Consider the following 19,014-nt stretch of genomic DNA (forward strand, 5'->3'; position numbering starts at 1 on the left):
GGTGGCGGGATCCGGATGACGCAGCTGTCTTCACCGCGACGGATCTCGTAGATCTCGTTCTGGCTCCCGCCCGAGAGGAAGCGGTGGTCGATCGGCTCGCCCTTGCCGGGCAAGCCGTTCTCATCCATCCACGATGCCAGCCGATCGAAGTCCATCATCCTTCCCCGCTTGCGCCCGAGACGCCCGCCGAAGCTCGGGCGAGCGGCTCCATCTTCTTCGGTCTCTGCTCCGGGGGCCAATTTGCCGACGGGTGGCCGAGGCGGCCCCGTCACCGGCGCGCGCGAAACGCCTCGCGGCGCGCGCCGACCGACCGCGGGAGCAACCTCGTCAGGCGCGCGCGGCGGGTCCGCGGGGGACGTCACGGAAGGCGAGGTCCCGGTCGGAGGCCGGCTCCCGTGGCATCCCGAGGACGCGCTCGCTCACGACGTTGCGCGCCATCTCGAGCGTGCCGCCCGCGATCGCCGCCACCTGGCGGATGAGGAACTCGACACCGCTCCGCGCCGTGGCGCCGTCCTCGGCGCGCCACGCTCCTCCCGCCGCCCCGGCCACCTCGAAGCCGATCGTGGTCAGACGGTTGATCGCGACCCCTCGGAAGAGGCGAGCGATGGACGCGGCCTGGTCCGACATGTGGCCCGACATCACACCGTGCCCGATCCGCTGGTGCAGCTGCGCGGTGACGAGCTCGAGCATCTGGCCCTCGCCGATCAGGTCACGGGCGCTCGGGTCGTCGAGCCGGCCCGCGTCCCGAGCGATGGCGAGAAGCTCCTGGGGGTCCGTCCGGGCATAGCCCCCCGTCGGCGGCTGGCTGATGAACACCGAGTTCTGCGCCGTTGCCATGCGCTCGTGGAACATCCAGCCGATGCCCACGGTCCACCCGTCATCCACGCCTCCGACTCGGTCGCCGTCCGGGACCCGGAGGTCGGTCATGAACTCCTGACAGAACTCCTTGCTGCCGTTCAGCATCTCGATTCGGTGCACCTCGATGCCGGGCTGGTCGATCGGGAAGATGAACACCGTCAGCCCGCGGTGCTTGGGCACCTCCCAGTTCGTGCGCGCCAGACACAACGCCCAGTCGGACCACCAGGCGCCTGTGGTCCAGACCTTCGAGCCGTTGACCACCCATTCGTCGCCGTCGCGAACGGCGGTCGTCGTCGCGCCCGCGACGTCCGACCCGCCACCCGGCTCGGAGAGGAACTGCACCCAGATCTCCTCGCCCCGGAGGATCGAAGGGATGTGCCGCCGCTTCTGCTCCTCGGTCCCGAACTCAAGGAGTACGGGGAGGCACGGCGCCATCGTCGGGGACTGCAGCCGGGCCGCGAACTCGTACCCGACGAGCTCCTCGTTCAGCACTGCCTGGTGGGCCGGTGTCAGCCCCTGGCCGCCGTACTCGCGCGGGACGCAGATCCCGGCCAGCCCGGCGTCGAAGAGCATGCGTTGGATCTGTCGATCGCGGGTGACGAGCGCCAGCTCCTCCTCGTCGTCCATGCCGCCGCGCACGAACGTGGTCATGTCGCTGAGCGACACGGGCCGCAGGTTGGCGGCGATCCACCCGCTCGCCCGCCGGCGGAAGCGCTCGAGGTCCTCGATGACCGCCTCTCGCGTGTCGAGGGTGCTCACGCGGCCCGCACCCGTTCCTCGAGGATGGCGGCGAGGCGCTGACGATGGTCGGCGGGGGTCCCGCACAGCGTGCGGTTCATCGTGACGCGGCGGAGGAAGAGGTGGAGGTCGTGGTCGAACGTGACGCCGATCCCGCCGTGGATCTGGACGCAGTCCTGCACGAGCTCGGAGCCGTACTGTCCGACGAAGGCCTTGGCCGCGCTCGCCAGCTCCGCGGCATCCGGCGTCCGGTCCGCGGTGGCCGTGGCGGCCGCGTCGGCGATCGCGTGGCTCGCCTCGAGCCACGCCTTCATGTCCGCGAACCGGTGCTTGAGCTCCTGGTACGACGCGAGGGGGCGACCGAACGAGTAGCGCTCGAAGGCCCACTCCACGGTGAGGTCGAAGGCGCTCTGCATCGCGCCGACGGCTTCGGCGCAGAGCAGCACGGCGGTGAGCTGCACCTGACGCTCGACCTGCTCGGCCGCCGCGCCGACCTCGCCGATTACCGCGTCGGCCGGCACGTGGACGTCGTCGAAGCTGACCATCGCGAAGCGGCGGGTCAGGTCGACGCTCTCCATCGGCTGGACCGTGACGCCCCGGACGTCCGACGGGACGAGCAGCTGGGTGAGGCCGGGACCGGTCCGACCCGTGATCAACAGGTGGCCGGCCTGCGCGGCCGACTCGACCGGACGCTTGATGCCGTTCAGCACGACGTCGGAGCCGTCGACTCGGGCCTCGAGGGTGATGTCCCCGAGGCGGTCGTGGGGCGGCGGCTCGCCGAAGCACCAGGACGCGACGCCGTCCCCCGACATCAGCGCAGCTAACACGCTCGCCTGGGCGTCGGTGTCGTCGAGCGCGGCGACCACGACGTTGGTGGCGAGCGGCCCGGGTGCCGCGTGACGCCCGAACTCGTACGCCACGAGGCTGAGATCGACCACGCCCTGACCGCTGATGCTCCCGCCGCCGCGCTCCTCGCTCGCCAGCAGCGACGTCCATCCCAGCTCGGCCCCCCGCCGCCAGTACTCGGGGTCGTAGCCGGCGGGGTCGTCGCGGAGCGCCCGGAGCTCCGCCGCCGGCACCTGGTCCTCGAGGAACCGGGCCGTGGTCTGGCGGAAGAACTCCTGGTCGGCGGTCAGCTCCAGTCGCATCTCAGCGCACCGTCCGGAAGAAGGCTCGGAGGTCCTCGACGAACAGCGCCGGCTGCTCCATGGCGGCGAAGTGGCCGCCGCGGGGCATGTCGGCCCAGTAGGTCACGTTGTAGCGCCGTTCGACCCACGCCCGCGGGAACCGCAGGACCTCCTTCGGGTAGCGCGCCACCCCGGTGGGAACCCCGACGTACCCCGGCCCCGAGTTCGGGCCCGCATGCTGGTTCTCCCAGTACAGCCGCATCGAAGGCGTGATCGTCTGCGTGACCCAGTACACCATCACGTTGGTGATGAGCTGGTCCCGTGTGAAGACGCTCTCGGGATGGCCGTCACAGTCACTCCAGGCCCGGAACTTCTCCACGATCCACGCCAGCAGCCCGGCGGGGGAGTCGTTGAGCCCGACGCCGAGGGTCTGTGGCTTCGTGCCCTGCTCGAGGGCGTAGCCGGCCTCCTCGCGCTGGAACTCCTGGATGGCGGCCAGATCGGCGGCATCCTGCTCGCCGAGCTGCACGGGGTCGTCTGGCCGCTGGCCGATCGGCATGTTGAGGTGGATGGCCGCGCAGTGCTCGGGGTCGAGGGCGCCGAGCCGCGTCGCCACCTGGGCGCCCCAGTCGCCGCCCTGCGCGCCGTACCGCGGGTAGCCGAGGCGGTCCATGAGCTCGATGAACGCCCGTGCGATCCGCGGCACGTCCCAGCCCCGGGAGCGGGTCGGCTCCGAGAACCCATAGCCGGGCAGCGAGGGGGCGACGACGTGGAACGCGTCGGCCTCGGCGCCTCCGTGAGCCTCGGGCTCGGTGAGCGGGCGGATGACGTCGAGGAACTCCACGACGGACCCGGGCCACCCGTGGGTGATGAGCAGCGGGAGCGCGCCCTCGTGGGGTGAGCGGGCGTGGATGAAGTGGATCGACTGGTCGTCGATGCGGGTTCGGAAGTGGTCGAGCTCGTTGAGCCGCGCCTCGTGGGCTCGCCAGTCGTACGTCTGGCGCCAGTGCTCCACCAGTTCGCCGAGGTAGTCGAGCGGGATCCCGTACTCCCAGCCGGTGCCCTCGATCTGGTCCGGCCAGCGGACATGGGTGAGCCGACGATCCAGGTCGTGCAGCACCGAGTCGTCGACGTGGACCTGGAAGCTCTCGATCACGGGATGACGACGGGTAGCGTCTCCCATCCCCGAACGGTCGAGGTGGGTGCCAGCCGGGCGTTGTCCGTGTCGACGTCCCGCTCGGGCGACCGCTGCAGCACCTCGTCGAGCACCCGATCATTCCGACGAGCGAGCGCCGCGCCCGGGCAGCGGTGAGTGCCGTCTCCAAACGTCAGGTGCTGGCCGACGTCCAGGCCGATGACGAAGCGGTACACCGGCGCTTCTTCGCGCCGTCGGCGGAACACCGGGTAGGGATCGGCGGCGATGTCGACGTCAGATGGGTCGTAGACGACCTCCCGTTCCGTGGCGATGGTCATGGCAACCCTTCGCTCAGGTCATCTCGGGCTGTCGGCCCGGCCGGGTCACGTCGGTGACGGCCTGCGAGCCGTCGCGGCGTATCGGCGTGCCATTGACGAGCACGTGGCGGATGCCGCTTGGCTCCTCGGCCGTGAGACGCTCGCCGTCGGCCGGGAAGTCGCGGACCCGCCGCGTCGGTCCCGGCGCGACGGTGTCCGGGTCGAAGACGCAGATGTCGGCCCAGTTGCCCGGGCGGAGGTAGCCGCGGCGGGCGAAGGCGAAGATGTCGGCCGGTTCCCCCGTCAGCTTCCGGACCGCCTGCTCCACGGGCATGATCTGGCGCTCGCGCACCCACCGGCCGAGCAGGTCGGTGGGGAGCGGGGCGTCGCACAGCTGGTCCACGTGCGCACCGGCGTCGGAGAGGCCGAGGGCCACGTGCTCGTGCGTGAGCAGCTTGGCGACCTCGTCGGTGTCGTCGTTGGCGATGTAGGCGCGGAAGCGCGTCGCGAGGTCTTCGGTGACCGACAGCTCGCACAGCACGTCGAGGGGGCTGGAGCTGCGCTCGCGGGCCAGATCGGTGACCCGCCGACCGACCAGCTCGGGGAACCGCTCCGACTCGGACACCTCGTAGGTCTCCCATCGTGGCCTCATGTGCGCGTGCTCGAGGTCGGCGGCGGCGCGCGCCCGCCACTCGGGATCGCGGTAGGCGGCGAGGCGTGCGTCGCGGGTGCCGGCCAGCAGCTCGCCGAACACCGAGCCGGTATTGAGGTTGTACGGGTCGGCGAGGGTGAACTGCATCGTGAGGGGCCGGGGCGTGACCTGGGGCCACACGTCGGCGCCGCGAGCCAGCCCCTGCTCGTGGAGCGCCACCGGCTCGAGGTGCCGTCCTCCTGGCGCGGCGAACAGCGGGTAGGTGAAGGGCCGACCGACGCGCGGCTGCCACTCGTAGACGTCGGCGTAGCTGCACTGGGGGCCCGGCGTGATGAGCACCATGCCCTTGCCGGTCGAACCGGCGGCGAGGAAGAGGGCCTCGACCTCGTCGGGCTCGGCGAACCGGCTCGGGACCGGCTTCCCGTCGACGCCGCGGTGCGCGTAGGAGAAGCTCGTCGAGAAGCCGGCTGCGCCGGCGGCGATGGCTTCGCGGAGCAGCTGGCACATCCGGTCGATCTCGTCGGCCGTCGCGGCGCGCTCGTAGGCGGCGTCGCCCATCACGTAAAGCCGCAGGGGGGAGTGACCGGCGTAGGCGGTGAAGTTCAGGACGGTGCCTCGTCGGCCGACCGCTTCGAGGTATTCGGGGAACGTCTCGAACTCCCACGGGACGCCGGCGTTCAGGGTGGCCGGGTCCATGTCTTCGACGTTCTCGAGCGTGTGGACGATCATGTCGTGGTGCTCGGGGCGGGTCGGCGCGATCGCGAAGCCGCAGTTGCCCGCGACCACGGTGGTCACGCCGTGGTACGAGGACGGCCTCAGCGCCGGGTCCCAGAACACCTGCGCGTCGTAGTGCGTGTGGATGTCGATGAAGCCCGGGGCGACGATGCACTCCGACGCGTCGAGCTCGACGTCTCCACGGAGGTTGGGTCCGATCTCCCGGATGAGACCGTTCGCGATCGCCACGTCGGCGCGCCGCCCGGGCTCGCCGGTCCCGTCGACGACGGTTCCTGCCCGGATGACGAGCTCAGCCGACATGGGAGCTCCCGTTCGGCGGCAGGGGCATGAGCGTCCCGCTCCTCGTCTTAGGCATAGAGCATGAACTCGAGAAGGTTCCCGTCCGGGTCGCGGACGTAGACGCTGGTTGCCGGGGCTCGGCGTCCGCCTTCACGGTCGACCGGGCCCTCCTCGATCGCCGCGCCGGCTCGCTGCAGCTGCGCCTGCAGGTCGTGGGCCGACCCGTCCCAGACGAAGCACAGGTCGCCGCACGGTGGCTGCGCCGCTGGCGCGCGCAAGTTGAAGCCGCGCTGCTGCCACGTCTCCGGCCGGTGCAGGTTGATCATCTGGTTGGATCCGACGTAGACGGAGACGACGTGGGGTTTCTCGGACACGTCGAAGCCGAGCGAGCGGTAGAAGGCGACCATGGCGTCGACGCGCTGCATCGGCAGCGAGACGTGATCGAATCCGGTGACCGCGCCCGTGCGCTCAGGACCCATCGGCAAAGCGGTACAGCTGGGCGCAGTTGGTCGCGGTGATCTTGCGGCGATCGGCGTCGGGCAGGGCGCCGAGCGTCTCGGCGATCGCCTGTCGCGAGTTGGGGAAGGTGCTATCGGTGTGCGGGTAGTCCGAGGCCCACATGCAGCAGTCGGCCCCGAGTAACGGGATGAGCTGCGCCCCGAGCGCGTCCTCTTCGAACGTGGCCAGCACCTGGCGGCGGAACAGGTCGCTCGGCGGCGTCGACGGCGAGTAGTCCAGTTTGTCGCGGAGGTTGCGCCACTCCAGGTCCATCCGGGCCAGGAAGTAGGGGAGCCACCCGATGCCGGATTCGGCCAGCACGAGCCTCAGCCCTGGGTGCCGCTCGAGGGCCCCGCAGAAGACCATGGTCGCCAACGGCTCGTCGAGCTGGAGGGGCAGGACGGTGGCGAACGCGGCCGACTTCCACTTGCCCAGCCGGTAGCTGAGGTTCGACCAGGTGCCGTCCTTCAGGTGGAAGCTGATGGGCACGCCGGCGTGCTCGGCCGCCGCCCACAGCCGGTCCCACGCCGGGTCGCCGAGGTCGATGGCGAAGACGTCCACGATCGCCCCCCGGTGCCCCCGCTCGGCGCAGCGCTCGAGTTCGGCGACGGCGGCGTCGGGGGAGTGCCCGGGCAGGAAGGCGAGGATGCACAGCCGTTCGGGGTCGACCGCGTTGAACTCCTCGACGGCCCAGTCGTTCCAGGCGCCGTAGCAGGCGTCCTGCAGCGCCGGGTCCTCGATTGGGAAGCCGAGGGCGAGCGGTCCGTAGATCACCGAGGCCCGGAGGCCGTCGCGGTCCATGTCCTCGAGCCGGAGCTTGGGGGTGCCGGCGCGGTAGCCGTCGTCCTCGATGCCGGCGCGGCCGATGGCGCTGAAGGCCTTCGCGGCGGCGCTCCGACGGGAGATCCCGCTGCGGCCGAGTACGCGGTCTTCGGACACCCAGAGGGCCTCGCCGTCGCGGTCGACGACGTGAGGGCCGCGCTCGGTCTGGGCGCGGGGGAGGCGGGTCCGCCAGACGTCGCGTGGCACGGCGGACAGGTCGAGGTGGTCGTCGCACGAGTAGACCTCGGTCGCCGGGTCCACGCTCGTCATTTCTTCGCCGTCGCGCGCGCCAGGACCTCCCGGCCCCGGGCGGCCGGCGGCCCGGCCGTCGTCCCGCCGTCGATGGGCAGGACGATCCCGGTGACCTGCGCGGCGCGGTCGCTGGCGAGGTAGAGCACCGCGTTCGCCACGTCGCGGGGCGATCCGATCCGCTGGAGCGGCTGCATCCGACGGACGATCTCGGCCTGGTCGTAGTTGGCGTTGATCGCGGTCGGGATGTGGGCCGGGGCGATGCAGTTCACCCGGATCCCGTGCTCGGCGAGGTCGATGGCGATGCACCGGGTGAAGTGGATCACGGCCGCCTTGGCGGCACGGTACGTGGTCACGCCGGCACCGGCGTTGATCCCACCGATCGAGGTGGTGTTGATGATGACGCCGCCGCCGTTCTCCGCCATGTGCCGGGCGGCGCACTGACTGCCGATCATGACGCCGAAGAGGTTCACGGCCATCACGCGCTCGAAGCTCCGGAGGTCGTCGGCCAGGAAGCGGCGGAACGAGTCGCCGATCCCGGCGTTGTTGAACATGATGTGGAGGCCGCCGAACCGTGTGACCGCGAAGTCGACGAGCCCCTCGACCGCGTCGCGGTCGGCGACGTCGGTGCGGTGAAACGCGGCCGCGGGGCCGAGATCCGCGGCGGCCCGCTCGCCGGCCGACGCGTCGACATCGGCGAGGACGACGTTGGCGCCCTCCTGGACGAAGAGCTCGGCGGTGGCGCGGCCGAATGCCCCTGCGCCTCCGGTGATGACCGCGACCTTCTCGGCGAGCTCCTGGCCCACCGGTCAGCCCTCCCCGCGCACGGTCAGTCCTCTTCGATCCAGAACTCGGGCGTGGTGTCGATGCCGTGGCGTGCGAAGACGGTGTCGATCGCCGCGAGGTCATCGTCGCTGATCGACCAGCCCACCGCCCCGACGTTGTCCTCGACCTCGGCGACGTTGCGGCAGCCGACGAGGGCGGTGCTGATCGCGGGATGGCTGATCGCCCAGCGGAGCGCGAGCTGCGGCAGGCTCTTCCCGTGTCGGGCGGCGATGCCCTTGAGCTCCTCCACGGCCCGGACGTTTCGGGGGAACGTCTCTGGCCCGAACAGCGCCTCGAACATCTTGATCGAGCCCATCTTCCCTCGCCGGGACCGCCAGTCCGCGGCACCGAAGTCCATGTCCTCGGTGAAGGTGCCGGTCAGCAGCCCGAAGCACAGCGATCCGTACGCCATGTAGCCGATGCCGTGCTCCTGGCAGTAGGGCAGGATCTCGCGTTGCATCCGCCGGTCGAACATGTTCCAGCCGTACTGGACCACGTCGATGCGCCGGGTGCGCATGCACCGCTGGATCTCCTCGAGCTTGAAGTTCGAAAGACCCACGAAGCGGACCTTCCCGTCGCTGACGACCTTCTCGAGGGCCTCCATCGTCTCCTCGAACGGGGTGAGACGGTCGGGCCAGTGCACGAGGTAGACGTCGACCCAGTCGGTGCCCAGGTTCTGCAGGCTCTTGTCGATCGAGGCGAAGACGCGCTCGCGGCTGCTGTCACGCAGGTTCGGTTTGTCGCGGTAGTTCATGCCGAACTTCGTGACGATGATGGCCTCGTCGCGCCGCGGTCCAAGGGCCTGCCCGAGTGCCCGCTCGGAGGCGCCCATGCCGTAGCCCTCGGCCGTGTCGAAGCAGTTGACGCCGAGGTCGAGCGCCCGGTCCACGGCGCGGGCGAACTCGGCCTGCTCGACGTCCCCGTAGCCGCCGCCCACCTCCCAGCAGCCGAAGCCGACGGCCGAGACCTCCAGCCCCGTCCGCCCGAATGGCCGATGCTCCACGGCGCGGCTTCCCCCGTCGCTGGCGTCGAGCGTGCCGCTCAACTAACACTAGTGTCATCGCACGCTAGCACCGGTTGGCGAAGAGGCGCCCAGCCCGGTCCTCTCCACAGCCCGGTTACTAACGGTAGTGTCACCGACGATGGTTGCATCCCGAACGGCTCCCGAGCGCGACCCGATCCGCCGCGGTGCCGACGCCCGCCCCGCGGGCGGGGCGCCGGTCGTTCGCCGGCCGCCATTCTCCGACAACCCCGAGGTCGGGGCCAGAGGCCAGCGCACCCAGCAGCGCATCCTCGACGCGGCCCTCCGGGTCTTCGGCGAGCGCGGATACCACCGGGCCAGCATCGAACGGATCGCGAGGCTCGGTGGCTGCTCGCGGGTGTCCTTCTACCAGTACTTCGCCAGCAAGGAAGACGTCTTCCGGCATCTCGCGACCCAGGTGGCGCGCCAGATCGGAGCCCTGACCGAATCGCTGGACCAGCTCACGCCGGACCGAGACGGGTGGACGACCCTGCGGGGGTGGGTCTCCCGCTACACCGAGACGCACAGCCGCTACGAGCCGGTGTTTCACGCGTACGAGACCGACGAGGTCCTCGCCAGGATCGCGGCTCGGACCGGCGCCGACGTCGTCCTCGGGATCAACTCCCGGCTGGTCACGTCGACGCTGCCGCCCCGGCAGCTCGAGCCGGTCATCCGGCTGCTCCTGGAGTGCCTGAACCACACGCTCGGCGTCGCGGGCGTCCTCCGTTCAGTCACGCCGACCGACTACCCGACCGACCGCCTCGACGAGGTCATCACCGACGTCCTGCACCGGACGCTCTTCGGATTGATCCGCGACGTGAACGTGCACCCGGCCGCGGGGCCGGCCCCGGCGACGCTCGAGATCGGCCCCGAGATGCGGGCCTGGCTCCAGGAGGACGACGCACCCGACCGCGTCGGGTCGGACAACCGGGCCTTCACGGCCCTCTTGGCCGCGGGCCGCGACGTGTTCGTCCGCCGCGGGTACCACAACACCCGCGTCGACGACCTCGTCGAAGCGGCCGGGGTGTCGCACGGCGCCTTCTACCGGTACTTCCGCAACAAGGATCAGCTCGCCCGCATCCTCACGACGCGCGCCCTGAGGGTCGGCGGTGCCGCGCTCGTCGACATCCCCGTAGCGTCCACTGTCGACGAAGTGGGACGCGGTGGCATCCGCTCCTGGCTGCGGCGCTACAACGCGGCCGAGGTCGAGGAGGCGGGGATGCTGCGGGTCTGGGTCGACGCCGCCCTCCAGGACCCCGTCCTCCGGGCCGAGTCCGCGCCACCGCTTGACTGGGGACGACGGCGGATGTCCCGGTACCTGCGCCCGCGGGAGTTCGGTGATCCGGACCTGGACGCGGTCGTGATGGTGGCCCTGCTCGGCGTGTTCGGCGTCCGGCCGCGCGCGACCGAGGAGGTCGACGCCGCCGCGCACATCATCGAGCGAGGACTCCTGGGCCGGTGAGCGCGAGAGAGGAGCGATCGTGAGCACGTCTGCCCCGAGCACGCCGGACTACGACTCCATCGACTTCTTTCGGGCTCGACCCCTCTACCAGGACCCGTACCCGTACCACGAGTACCTCCGAGCGCATGGTCCGGTGTGGCGCGAGCCGCATCACGGCGTGGTCATGGTGACCGGGTACGACGAGGCCCTCGAGGTGTACACGAACCCCGAGGTCTTCTCGTCGTGCAACACGGTCGCGGGGCCTTTCACGCGGTTCCCAGAGCCGCTCGAGGGTGACGACATCAGCGAGATCATCGAGGAGCACCGCGACATGCTCCCGTTCAGCGACCAGCTGCCGTCGTTCGATCCGCCGAAGCACACCGCGCAGCGCGGGCTCCTCATGCGGCTCATCACGCCGAAGCGGCTGCGGGAGAACGAAGAGTTCATGTGGCGGCTGGCCGATCGTCAGATCGACGAGTTCATCTCGCGCGGTGAGTGCGAGTTCGTCCACGACTACGCCAGCCCCTTCACCCTCCTGGTGATCGCCGACCTGCTCGGTGTCCCCGAGGCTGACCACGAGCAGTTCCGCCGTGAGCTCCAGGGCGAGGCCCACGAGCGGCACTTCGGGTCGGCCGCCGACGGCATGGTGGCCCACAAGCCCCTGGAGTTCCTCTACGCCCGGTTCACCGCGTACATCGAGGACCGACGACGCGAGCCGCGCAACGACGTCATGACCGAGCTGGCGACGGCCACGTTCCCCGACGGCTCGTTGCCGCCGGTCGACGACGTGATGCGCATCGCGTCGAACCTCTTTGCCGCCGGACAGGAGACGACCGCCCGCATGCTCGGCACCGCGTTGCGCCTGATCGCCGAGCAGCCCGAGCTCCAAGCGCGGCTGCGCGACGACCGGGCGGTGATCCCGCGGTTCATCGAGGAGTGCGTGCGGATCGAGAGCCCGCTCCAGGGCCAGTTCCGGCTGGCCCGGGTGCCCACCCGGGTCGGGGAGCTGGACGTCCCCGCCGGCACGAGCGTGTTTCTCATGCCGGGGGCGGCGAACCGTGACCCGCGCCAGTTCGACCAACCGAACGAGATCCGCCTCGACCGTCCGAACGGGCGTCAGCACATCGGGTTCGGGTTCGGGATCCATACCTGCGCCGGCGCGCCGCTTGCCCGGGCCGAGGGAAAGGTCAGCCTGGAGCGCCTCCTCCACCGCCTGACCGACATCCGCGTCTCGGAGGCGGCGCACGGCCCGGCGGGTGCCCGCCGCTACGAGTACACGCCGATCTACCTCATGCGCGGGCTCGAGCGCCTGCACCTGGAATTCACCCCCATCGGCTGACCGAGAGGTTCGACGTGGCGATCACGCTGAAGCGCGCCGGGCTCTACATCGACGGCGCATGGCTCGATGCCTCGAGCGACGAGGAGCTCGAGGTCATCAACCCCGCGACCGAGGAGGTCATCGCCCTGGTGCCCCAGGCCTCGATCGTCGACGTCGACCGGGCCATCGCCGCCGCGCGCCGCGCCTTCGACGAAGGGCCGTGGCCCCGCATGTCGCCGCGCGAGCGGTCCGACGCGCTGCTGCGGTTCATCCAGGCGATCGCGGACCGGCGAGCCGAGCTGGTCGACCTGATCATCGCCGAGGCGGGCGCGGCCCGTCCGATCGCGGAGGCGCTCCAGTTCGACACGCCGCTGCGGTTCGCGTACTGGTTCGCCGAGCGCGCCGCGACGTTCCCCTACGAGGAGCCCCTGCCGCCGCAGGTCAGCCCGAGGGGTCTCGGTCAGGGCGTGATCCTGAAGGAGCCCGTGGGCGTGGTGGCGGCGATCACGGCGTTCAACTACCCGATGTACCTGAACCTGGCCAAGGTCGTGCCCGCGCTCGCGGTCGGGAACACGGTGGTGCTGAAGCCCTCGCCCTACACGCCGCTCGAGGCTTTGGTGCTCGGTGAGACCGCCGACGCCGCGGGCCTTCCGTCCGGCGCGCTGAACGTCGTGACCGGTGGTGCCCCGGAGAGCGAGCACCTCACGACCCACCCCGATGTCGACATGGTGAGCTTCACCGGCTCGGACTTCGTCGGCAAGCAGATCATGCGCCAAGCCGCCGACGGGCTGAAGAAGGTGCTCCTCGAGCTCGGCGGCAAGTCCCCGAACATCGTCTTCGCCGGCTCCGACGTCGGGAGGTTCGCCGCCGCGGCGTCGTATGCGTTCACGATCCACGCCGGACAGGGCTGCGCGCTCCCGACCCGCATCCTCGCCGAGCGCGCCGTGTACGACGACGTCGTCGCGGCGCTCACGTCGGCGCTCGCCAAGGTGAAGGTCGGTGACCCGGCCGAGCCGACGGTGACGATGGGACCGCTGATCCGGGAGGCGCAGCGCGAGCGCGTCGAGCGCTTCGTGGCCAGCGGCACCGCCGAGGGTGCCCGCCTCGCGTGCGGCGGGGGTCGGCCCGCCGACCTGTCCCGCGGGTTCTTCGTGGAGCCCACGCTGTTCGCCGACGTGGAGAGCTCGATGACCGTGGCGCAGGACGAGATCTTCGGCCCGGTCGGCGTCGTGATCCCCTTCGACGGCGAGGACGAGGCGGTCGCGATCGCGAACGACACCCGCTACGGGTTGGCGGCGTCGATCTGGCACCCGAAGCCGGCGCGGGCGTTCGAGCTCGCCAAGCGGGTGCGAGCGGGGACGGTCACCATCAACGGGGGAGGCGGCGGCCCGAGCCCGTGGGCGCCCTTCGGCGGGTACAAGCAGTCGGGGATCGGCCGGGAGTTCGGCGACTACGGGATGCTGGAGTTCACCCAGCTCAAGACGGTGTCGTGGGCCGCCGGACGACCATGACGACCGTCGTGGACGCACACGGTGCGGACCACGACATCGCGCCGGGCCCGGGCGGCGGCCAGGGCCTCGACGAGCGCTTCCGCGAGGAGCTGCGCGGCTGGCTGGCTGCCCACCCACCGCCCGCAGTCGACGTGCCCTCCACCCGCGAGGAGGCCGAGACCCTGCGCGCATGGCAGCGGACACTGCACGCGGGGCGGTGGGTCGGCATCCACTGGCCGGCGGAGTACGGGGGGCGCGGCGCGTCGTTGGCGGAGGTCGCGATCTACAACGAGGTGCTCGCCCGCGCGGGCGCGCCGCCGATCCTCGGGCGCGCCGGCGTGACCCTGGTCGGGCCCACGCTTACGGCCCACGGCACCGAGGAGCAGCGAGCGCGGTGGATGCCGCGGATCCTCTCGGGTGACGATGTCTGGTGCCAGCTGTTCAGCGAGCCCGAGGCCGGGAGCGACCTCGCGTCGCTGTCGACCCGCGCCGAGAAGCGCGCCGACGCCTACGTCGTGTCGGGTCAGAAGGTCTGGTCGTCGCACGCGCGGTGGGCGAACTGGGGGATCGGGTTGGTGCGGACGGACCCGTCGGCCCCCCGGCACCGGGGCATCTCCATGCTCGCGATCCCGATGGACGCGGAGGGCGTCGAGGTTCGCCCGCTCCGCCAGCTCACCGGTGACCGCGAGTTCAGCGAGGTGTTCCTGGACGCGGTTGAGGTCCCGGCCGCGAACCTGATCGGCCCCGAGCACGACGGATGGCGGGTCGCCAACACCACGCTCGCCAACGAACGGGGGGCGTCGTTCGTGTGGAAGGAGCAGGTGCTCCATGAGGTGGCGATCCATCAGCTCCAGCGGACCTGTGCTGATCGAGGCGTCCTGCACGATCCGTTGGTCCGCCAACGGCTGACCCAGGCGTGGATCGACGTCCAGATCTTCCGTCTGCACAACGAGCGGACGCTCTCGCGGCTGACCCGCGGCGAGGAGGTCGGCGCCGAATCGAGCCTCGTGAAGCTGTTCTGGGCCGGGATGAGCCAGCGGCTCGCCGAGTCGGCCGTGTCGGTGCTCGGCCCCGCCTCGCTGCTCCTGCCCGAGGACGGTGGCGCCATCGACGAGGGACGGTGGGTTCGGGCCCTGCTCGCCGCCCGCGCCAACTCAATCCAGGGCGGGACCAGCGAGATCCAGCGCAACATCATCGGGGAGCGCCTCCTCGGCCTGCCTCGGGAGCCCCCCGCGCCATGACGGTGGACGTCGATCCGCGCGACCTCGTCGACCCCGCGCGCTTCGGGCGCCAGGGGTACCCGCACGCGCTGTGGAGCAGGCTGCGGGCCGATGCCCCCGTCGCCTACTTCGAGGCGCCGGGCTACGAGCCGTTCTGGGCGATCACGAAGCACGCGGACGTCCTGGAGATTGCCAAGCAGCCCGAGCGATTCGCGAGCGGGCAGGGCATCGCCCTGCGCCGCGCCGGGGAGGTCGTGCCGCCGACCGACCTCGTCGTGCTCCTCGACCCGCCCCGCCACGGACCCATGCGCCGCGTCGCGAACTCGCGCTTCACACCCCGGGCCGTGCGGGCGCAGCGGGAGCACGTCGACCAAATCGCGCACGAGGTCCTCGACGCCGCGGCACCCCCCGCAGCCTCGGGGGAGCTCGACTTCGTGGAGCGCGTGGCGGCGCCTTTCCCGCTCGCGGTCGTGGCGTGGATCCTTGGTGTGCCGCGTGAGGACTGGCAGCTGCTGTTCCGCTGGAGCAACGAGGTCATCGGCAAGGAGGACCCGGAGTATCGACGCCCGGGCGAGTCGCCCGGGCGGACGATCAAGCGCGCCCGGGGCGAGATCCACGCCTACTTCCAGCGACTCATCGAGGAGCGTCGCGGGCACCTCGAGGAGGACCTCACGAGCCAGCTGATCCGCGCCGACATCGACGGAGCGCCGCTCACCTCCGAGCAGCTCGTCCTGTACTGCGAGCTCATCGTCGAGGCCGGCAACGAGACCACCCGCAACGCCATCAGTGGCGGCCTCCTCGCGTTCGCGCAGCACCCGGACCAGTGGCAGCGGCTGCGCGAGCATCCCGACCTGCTGCCCACCGCGGTCGACGAGATCCTCCGGTGGGTCAGCCCGATCAGCCACTTCACCCGCACGGCTACCGAGGACTACGAGTTGCGCGAGCAGAAGATCCGCGCCGGTCAGCAGGTAGCGCTGTACTTCGCGTCGGCGAACCGTGACGAGGAGATCTTCGACGACCCTTTCACCTTCCGCGTCGACCGCCGGCCCAACCCCCATCTCGCCTTCGGCTTTGGCGAGCACTTCTGCATGGGTGCCCACATCGCACGGGTCGAGATCGAGACGATCTACCGTCAGCTCCTCGAGCGCCTGGAGGAGTTCGAGGTCGCGGGACCCGTCGAGCGGCTCAGCTCCATCACCAACGGAAGCATCAAGCGTCTCCCGCTCCGGTATCGCATGGCGTGACGCTTCCGAACCTGACGCGCTCCGCGGCATCGCGGTGGGGACGCCGGGTGGTCAGCGTCCCGGCAGCCGGCGAGCAGCTCCGGTTCTGGAGCCAGACCTCGCCGACCTCGCCCGGCGCGCCGTCACGGTCCGGCCGGGAGCACGACCTCGGGGAGCGGATGGCGGTACAGGGCCGCGGCGTTCCCGCAGCACATGGCCCGCAGCTCTGCAGGGCGCACGTGGCCCCAGGCCTTCTCGATGACGAGCTGGGTGTCGGGCCACGTCGTGTCGCCGTGGGGGTAGTCGACCTCGACCATGATGTTCTCGACCCCGATGCGATGGCGGGTGTCGATCGTCGAGGGATCCTCGAGCGTGCAGAACCAGAAGTTGCGCCGCAGCACGTCGGAGGGCCGCTCGTCCCAGCCGAGGCCGTAGCTCGAGCGATCGACGATGTAGTCGAGCCGGTCGAGCAGCATGGCGACCCAGCCGATCCCGCCTTCGCTCATCGCGATCTTGAGATTCGGGTGCGCGGCCGGGTACCCCGACCAGAGCCACTCGGCGCACGCCCCGAGCGCCAGCTGACCAAAGAGCGTGGCGCTGAGCTGCTGAGACGGCGCACCCGGGGGTGCCGCGTGGACGCCCGAGCTGCCGACGTGGAGGGAGATCACCGTGTCGGTCTCGACGCACGCCGCGATGATCGGATCCCAGTGGTCGCGCTGCCACAGCGAGGGCAGGTCGATCGCGTGCGGCCGTTCGGGCAACGTCACGGACCGGAAGCCGCGCTCGGCGTTGCGGCGGATCTCGTCGGCGGCGAGCTGCGGGTTGGCGAGGTAGGTGATCCCCAGCGGGATGACGCGATCCGGGTGCCGCTCGTACCACTCCTCGTACAGCCAGTCGTTCCAGGCCCTCGTGCAGGCCAGCCCCAGGTCGGGGTCGGAGGCGTTGAAGAACACCCGGCCGCAGAACCCGGTGATCTGTGACGGGAAGTTCACCGACGCCCAGACCCCGTTGATGTCCATGTCCCGCACGCGCGCGTCGATGTCGTAACAGCCTGGGCGCATCTGGTCGAACCGGAAGGGCTCGAGCTTCACGGTCTCGGGCCGGCGGCCGGCGACGGCGTTCATCCCGACCTGGGTGTACCGCTGATCTTCGAACTCCCAGACCTGGTGGCCTCTCGGCGTCTCGACGATGCGGGGCGCCCCGTCTTGGAGCGTCGCCGGCAGGCGCCCCTCAAAGGTGTGGGGCGGCTCGACGACGTGATCGTCGACCGAGATCACCGTGTACTGCACCTCGCGGGGAGCGGGCTCGGGGAGGAACAGCTGGTCGGGGGCTGGCACTGGGTCCCTGTTCGACGGCACGTCGCTGTGGTCAAGGCTATGACACGAATGTTAGAAACGCACGTAGGACACGCGAGGAGTTCCCGTGACGAGGCCCTCGCGCTCGAACGCGAGGTTGCCGACGAGTGGCGAGAGGCAGGAGGCGGACCACGCCGGCTCAGGACGACGCCACCTCCAGCAACGCATTCGCCACCGCCTGGGGCTCGCTGATCATCAAGTCGTGGCCGGTGTCGATGTCCCAGAGCCGACCTTCGGCGCGCGCGGCCTCTATCAGCTTGGGATCTCGGGTCGCCAGGGTCGACGTGCACACGATGTGGTAGCGGGGGATCGACCACAGCGCGTCCTCGTTGGTGAGCTCGAGCTTCTGCTCGAAGCACCGCCACGGGTGGGGGGTCAGCCGCTGCTGCATCCAGGCGATGTCGTCGGGGTCGGTCACGCCGTAGTTCGGCAGCGGTTCCGATCCCGGGAAGAGCACGAGCTCGACGCCGTTGACCACCTTCCCTGTCGGTCGAGCTGCCTCGATATACGGCCCGGCGACGTCGACGAGCGACTGGTGGTTCACCGGGTTGGCCGCGTCCAGGTACACGAGGTGGCCGACCCGGTCGACCGCTCGATCAGCCACGCCCGTGATCACCATGCCGCCGTAGCTGTGCCCTACGAGGATGACGTCTCGGAGGTCCTCGTAGTGCAGCACCGCCACGATGTCGCGGATGTGGAGATCGAGGTCCACGGAGGGGCTCACGAGGTGGGATCGCTCGCCGACCCCGGTCATCGTCGGTGCGTGCACCTCGTGCCCCGCCCGACGGAGAAGCGGCGCGACCTTCCCGTAGCACCATCCGCCGTGCGCGCCCCCGTGGACCAGAACGTACGTCGCCATGTCGTTGCCTCCAGGGAGCGCTCGAGCCCGGGCGGGGCATGACAGTATGACGGAACTGTTAGAAGCATGAGGAGCGAAGCGCCGTGAGCCTGAGCGAGCTGTTCCACGTCGGCGTCGTCGTGCCCGACCTCGACGCAGCCCGCGCGCGCTTCACCGAGCTGCTCGGGGCCCGTTGGGGCCCAGTGCTCGAGAACGACATCGAGATCCGTGATGCCGACGGCAACGACCTCGTCGTGCCAAACCGCATCTGCTACTCGACCGAGCCGCCGTACTTCGAGCTGATCCACGAAGTGCCGAACACTCCATGGGTGTGCAACGAACACTCGAACCTGCACCACGTCGGCTTCTTCTCGGACGCGCTCGCCGCCGATTCCGATGGCCTTCGCGCCGCCGCGTGCCCACGTGAGCTCCTCGACGGCCATGGCTCGGCGGCACCGTCTCGCTTCACGTATCACCGCGACGACCTCGGCGTCCGCATCGAGCTCGTGAACGCCGAGCTTCGCGGTCTGATGGAGCAGCACGTGTTTCGCCTGCCCGACGAGCGCGCTCGCCAGTAGCATCCGCCGTCCATCATGAGAACCGTGGTGCTCGGAGCGTCAAGCGGCTTGGGACGCTGCATCGGCGTCGATCGGGGCAAGCGGGGCGACGGCGTCGCCCTGCTCGCTCGCCGGCGGGAGCGTCTCGCCGGCGCGGCGGACGAAGCCGGCCCGAACGCGGTCTCGATCCCCTGCGACGTCACTCACGAATCGCGATGCCGAACCGCGATCGAGCAGGCGGCCACGAAGCTCGGCGGCATCGACGCGCTCGTGTACGCGCCCGGGATCGGGCCGCTTGCGGCCGTCGAGAGCGTCG

The 19,014-nt window shown here is 70.6% G+C and carries 18 protein-coding genes and 1 pseudogene; 7 read left to right on the forward strand and 12 right to left on the reverse strand.

Annotated elements, in window-relative coordinates; translation table 11 throughout:
• The 10 genes and pseudogenes from VG869_09095 to VG869_09140 form a co-directional block, all read right to left on the reverse strand.
• Positions 1-158 (reverse strand): acyl-CoA dehydrogenase (locus tag VG869_09095; GenBank protein HEV3451348.1); only part of this gene is annotated, 158 nt, incomplete at its 3' end.
• Between the two features lie 169 nt (positions 159-327).
• On the reverse strand, positions 328-1,617 hold the full coding sequence (locus VG869_09100; GenBank protein HEV3451349.1) for an acyl-CoA dehydrogenase family protein: 1,290 nt from the start codon (positions 1,615-1,617) through the stop codon (positions 328-330).
• Positions 1,614-2,744 carry an acyl-CoA dehydrogenase family protein gene (locus VG869_09105; GenBank protein HEV3451350.1) on the reverse strand — a complete coding sequence of 377 codons (1,131 nt, stop codon included), beginning with the start codon at positions 2,742-2,744 and terminating at the stop codon, positions 1,614-1,616. The genes VG869_09100 and VG869_09105 overlap by 4 nt, the downstream gene beginning before the upstream one ends.
• Position 2,745: 1 nt before the next feature.
• The gene (locus tag VG869_09110) at positions 2,746-3,876 is read right to left on the reverse strand and encodes an epoxide hydrolase (GenBank protein HEV3451351.1); all 1,131 of its coding nucleotides are present in this window, start codon (positions 3,874-3,876) and stop codon (positions 2,746-2,748) included.
• A pseudogene (locus VG869_09115) lies at positions 3,876-4,061 on the reverse strand (cytochrome P450). Before VG869_09115 ends, VG869_09110 begins: the two are co-directional and overlap by 1 nt.
• A gap of 148 nt (positions 4,062-4,209) precedes the next feature.
• Complete coding sequence (locus VG869_09120; GenBank protein ID HEV3451352.1) at positions 4,210-5,862, reverse strand: amidohydrolase family protein; 1,653 nt, start codon at positions 5,860-5,862, stop codon at positions 4,210-4,212.
• Between the two features lie 47 nt (positions 5,863-5,909).
• Positions 5,910-6,320 (reverse strand): VOC family protein, encoded by a 411-nt coding sequence (locus VG869_09125; GenBank protein ID HEV3451353.1) that lies wholly within the window; start codon positions 6,318-6,320, stop codon positions 5,910-5,912.
• Positions 6,310-7,422 (reverse strand): amidohydrolase family protein, encoded by a 1,113-nt coding sequence (locus tag VG869_09130; GenBank protein HEV3451354.1) that lies wholly within the window; start codon positions 7,420-7,422, stop codon positions 6,310-6,312. The genes VG869_09125 and VG869_09130 overlap by 11 nt, the downstream gene beginning before the upstream one ends.
• A gap of 5 nt (positions 7,423-7,427) precedes the next feature.
• Positions 7,428-8,216 carry an SDR family oxidoreductase gene (locus VG869_09135; GenBank protein ID HEV3451355.1) on the reverse strand — a complete coding sequence of 263 codons (789 nt, stop codon included), beginning with the start codon at positions 8,214-8,216 and terminating at the stop codon, positions 7,428-7,430.
• 23 nt (positions 8,217-8,239) lie between these two features.
• Positions 8,240-9,280, reverse strand: a complete 1,041-nt coding sequence (locus VG869_09140; protein HEV3451356.1) for an aldo/keto reductase — start codon at positions 9,278-9,280, stop codon at positions 8,240-8,242.
• Positions 9,281-9,377: 97 nt separating this feature from the next.
• On the opposite strand from VG869_09140, the gene VG869_09145 reads away from it, so the two are divergent.
• Genes VG869_09145 through VG869_09165 form a run of 5 tightly spaced genes read left to right on the forward strand, consistent with a single transcriptional unit; the run spans position 9,378 to position 15,969 of the window.
• The gene (locus VG869_09145; protein ID HEV3451357.1) at positions 9,378-10,718 is read left to right on the forward strand and encodes a helix-turn-helix domain-containing protein; all 1,341 of its coding nucleotides are present in this window, start codon (positions 9,378-9,380) and stop codon (positions 10,716-10,718) included.
• A 19-nt stretch (positions 10,719-10,737) separates the two neighbouring features.
• Positions 10,738-12,036 carry a cytochrome P450 gene (locus VG869_09150; GenBank protein HEV3451358.1) on the forward strand — a complete coding sequence of 433 codons (1,299 nt, stop codon included), beginning with the start codon at positions 10,738-10,740 and terminating at the stop codon, positions 12,034-12,036.
• Between the two features lie 20 nt (positions 12,037-12,056).
• Entirely contained in the window at positions 12,057-13,526 is a 1,470-nt protein-coding gene (locus tag VG869_09155) for an aldehyde dehydrogenase family protein (protein HEV3451359.1), read from the forward strand.
• A gap of 8 nt (positions 13,527-13,534) precedes the next feature.
• Positions 13,535-14,746, forward strand: a complete 1,212-nt coding sequence (locus VG869_09160; GenBank protein HEV3451360.1) for an acyl-CoA dehydrogenase family protein — start codon at positions 13,535-13,537, stop codon at positions 14,744-14,746.
• On the forward strand, positions 14,743-15,969 hold the full coding sequence (locus VG869_09165; protein HEV3451361.1) for a cytochrome P450: 1,227 nt from the start codon (positions 14,743-14,745) through the stop codon (positions 15,967-15,969). The genes VG869_09160 and VG869_09165 overlap by 4 nt, the downstream gene beginning before the upstream one ends.
• A gap of 122 nt (positions 15,970-16,091) precedes the next feature.
• Here VG869_09165 and VG869_09170 read toward each other — a convergent pair whose 3' ends face one another.
• Both VG869_09170 and VG869_09175 read right to left on the reverse strand, forming a co-directional pair.
• Positions 16,092-17,285: an amidohydrolase family protein gene (locus VG869_09170; GenBank protein ID HEV3451362.1), complete on the reverse strand. Its 1,194-nt coding sequence runs from the start codon at positions 17,283-17,285 to the stop codon at positions 16,092-16,094.
• A 157-nt stretch (positions 17,286-17,442) separates the two neighbouring features.
• Entirely contained in the window at positions 17,443-18,162 is a 720-nt protein-coding gene (locus tag VG869_09175; protein ID HEV3451363.1) for an alpha/beta fold hydrolase, read from the reverse strand.
• 83 nt (positions 18,163-18,245) lie between these two features.
• Between VG869_09175 and VG869_09180 the strand changes: the two genes are divergently transcribed.
• Both VG869_09180 and VG869_09185 read left to right on the forward strand, forming a co-directional pair.
• Complete coding sequence (locus VG869_09180) at positions 18,246-18,719, forward strand: VOC family protein (protein HEV3451364.1); 474 nt, start codon at positions 18,246-18,248, stop codon at positions 18,717-18,719.
• A gap of 15 nt (positions 18,720-18,734) precedes the next feature.
• On the forward strand, positions 18,735-19,014 hold a 280-nt coding region (locus VG869_09185), incomplete at its 3' end, for an SDR family NAD(P)-dependent oxidoreductase (protein HEV3451365.1).

It is taken from the genome of Acidimicrobiia bacterium, assembly GCA_035948415.1.
In the GTDB taxonomy this organism is placed as follows: domain Bacteria; phylum Actinomycetota; class Acidimicrobiia; order IMCC26256; family PALSA-555; genus PALSA-555.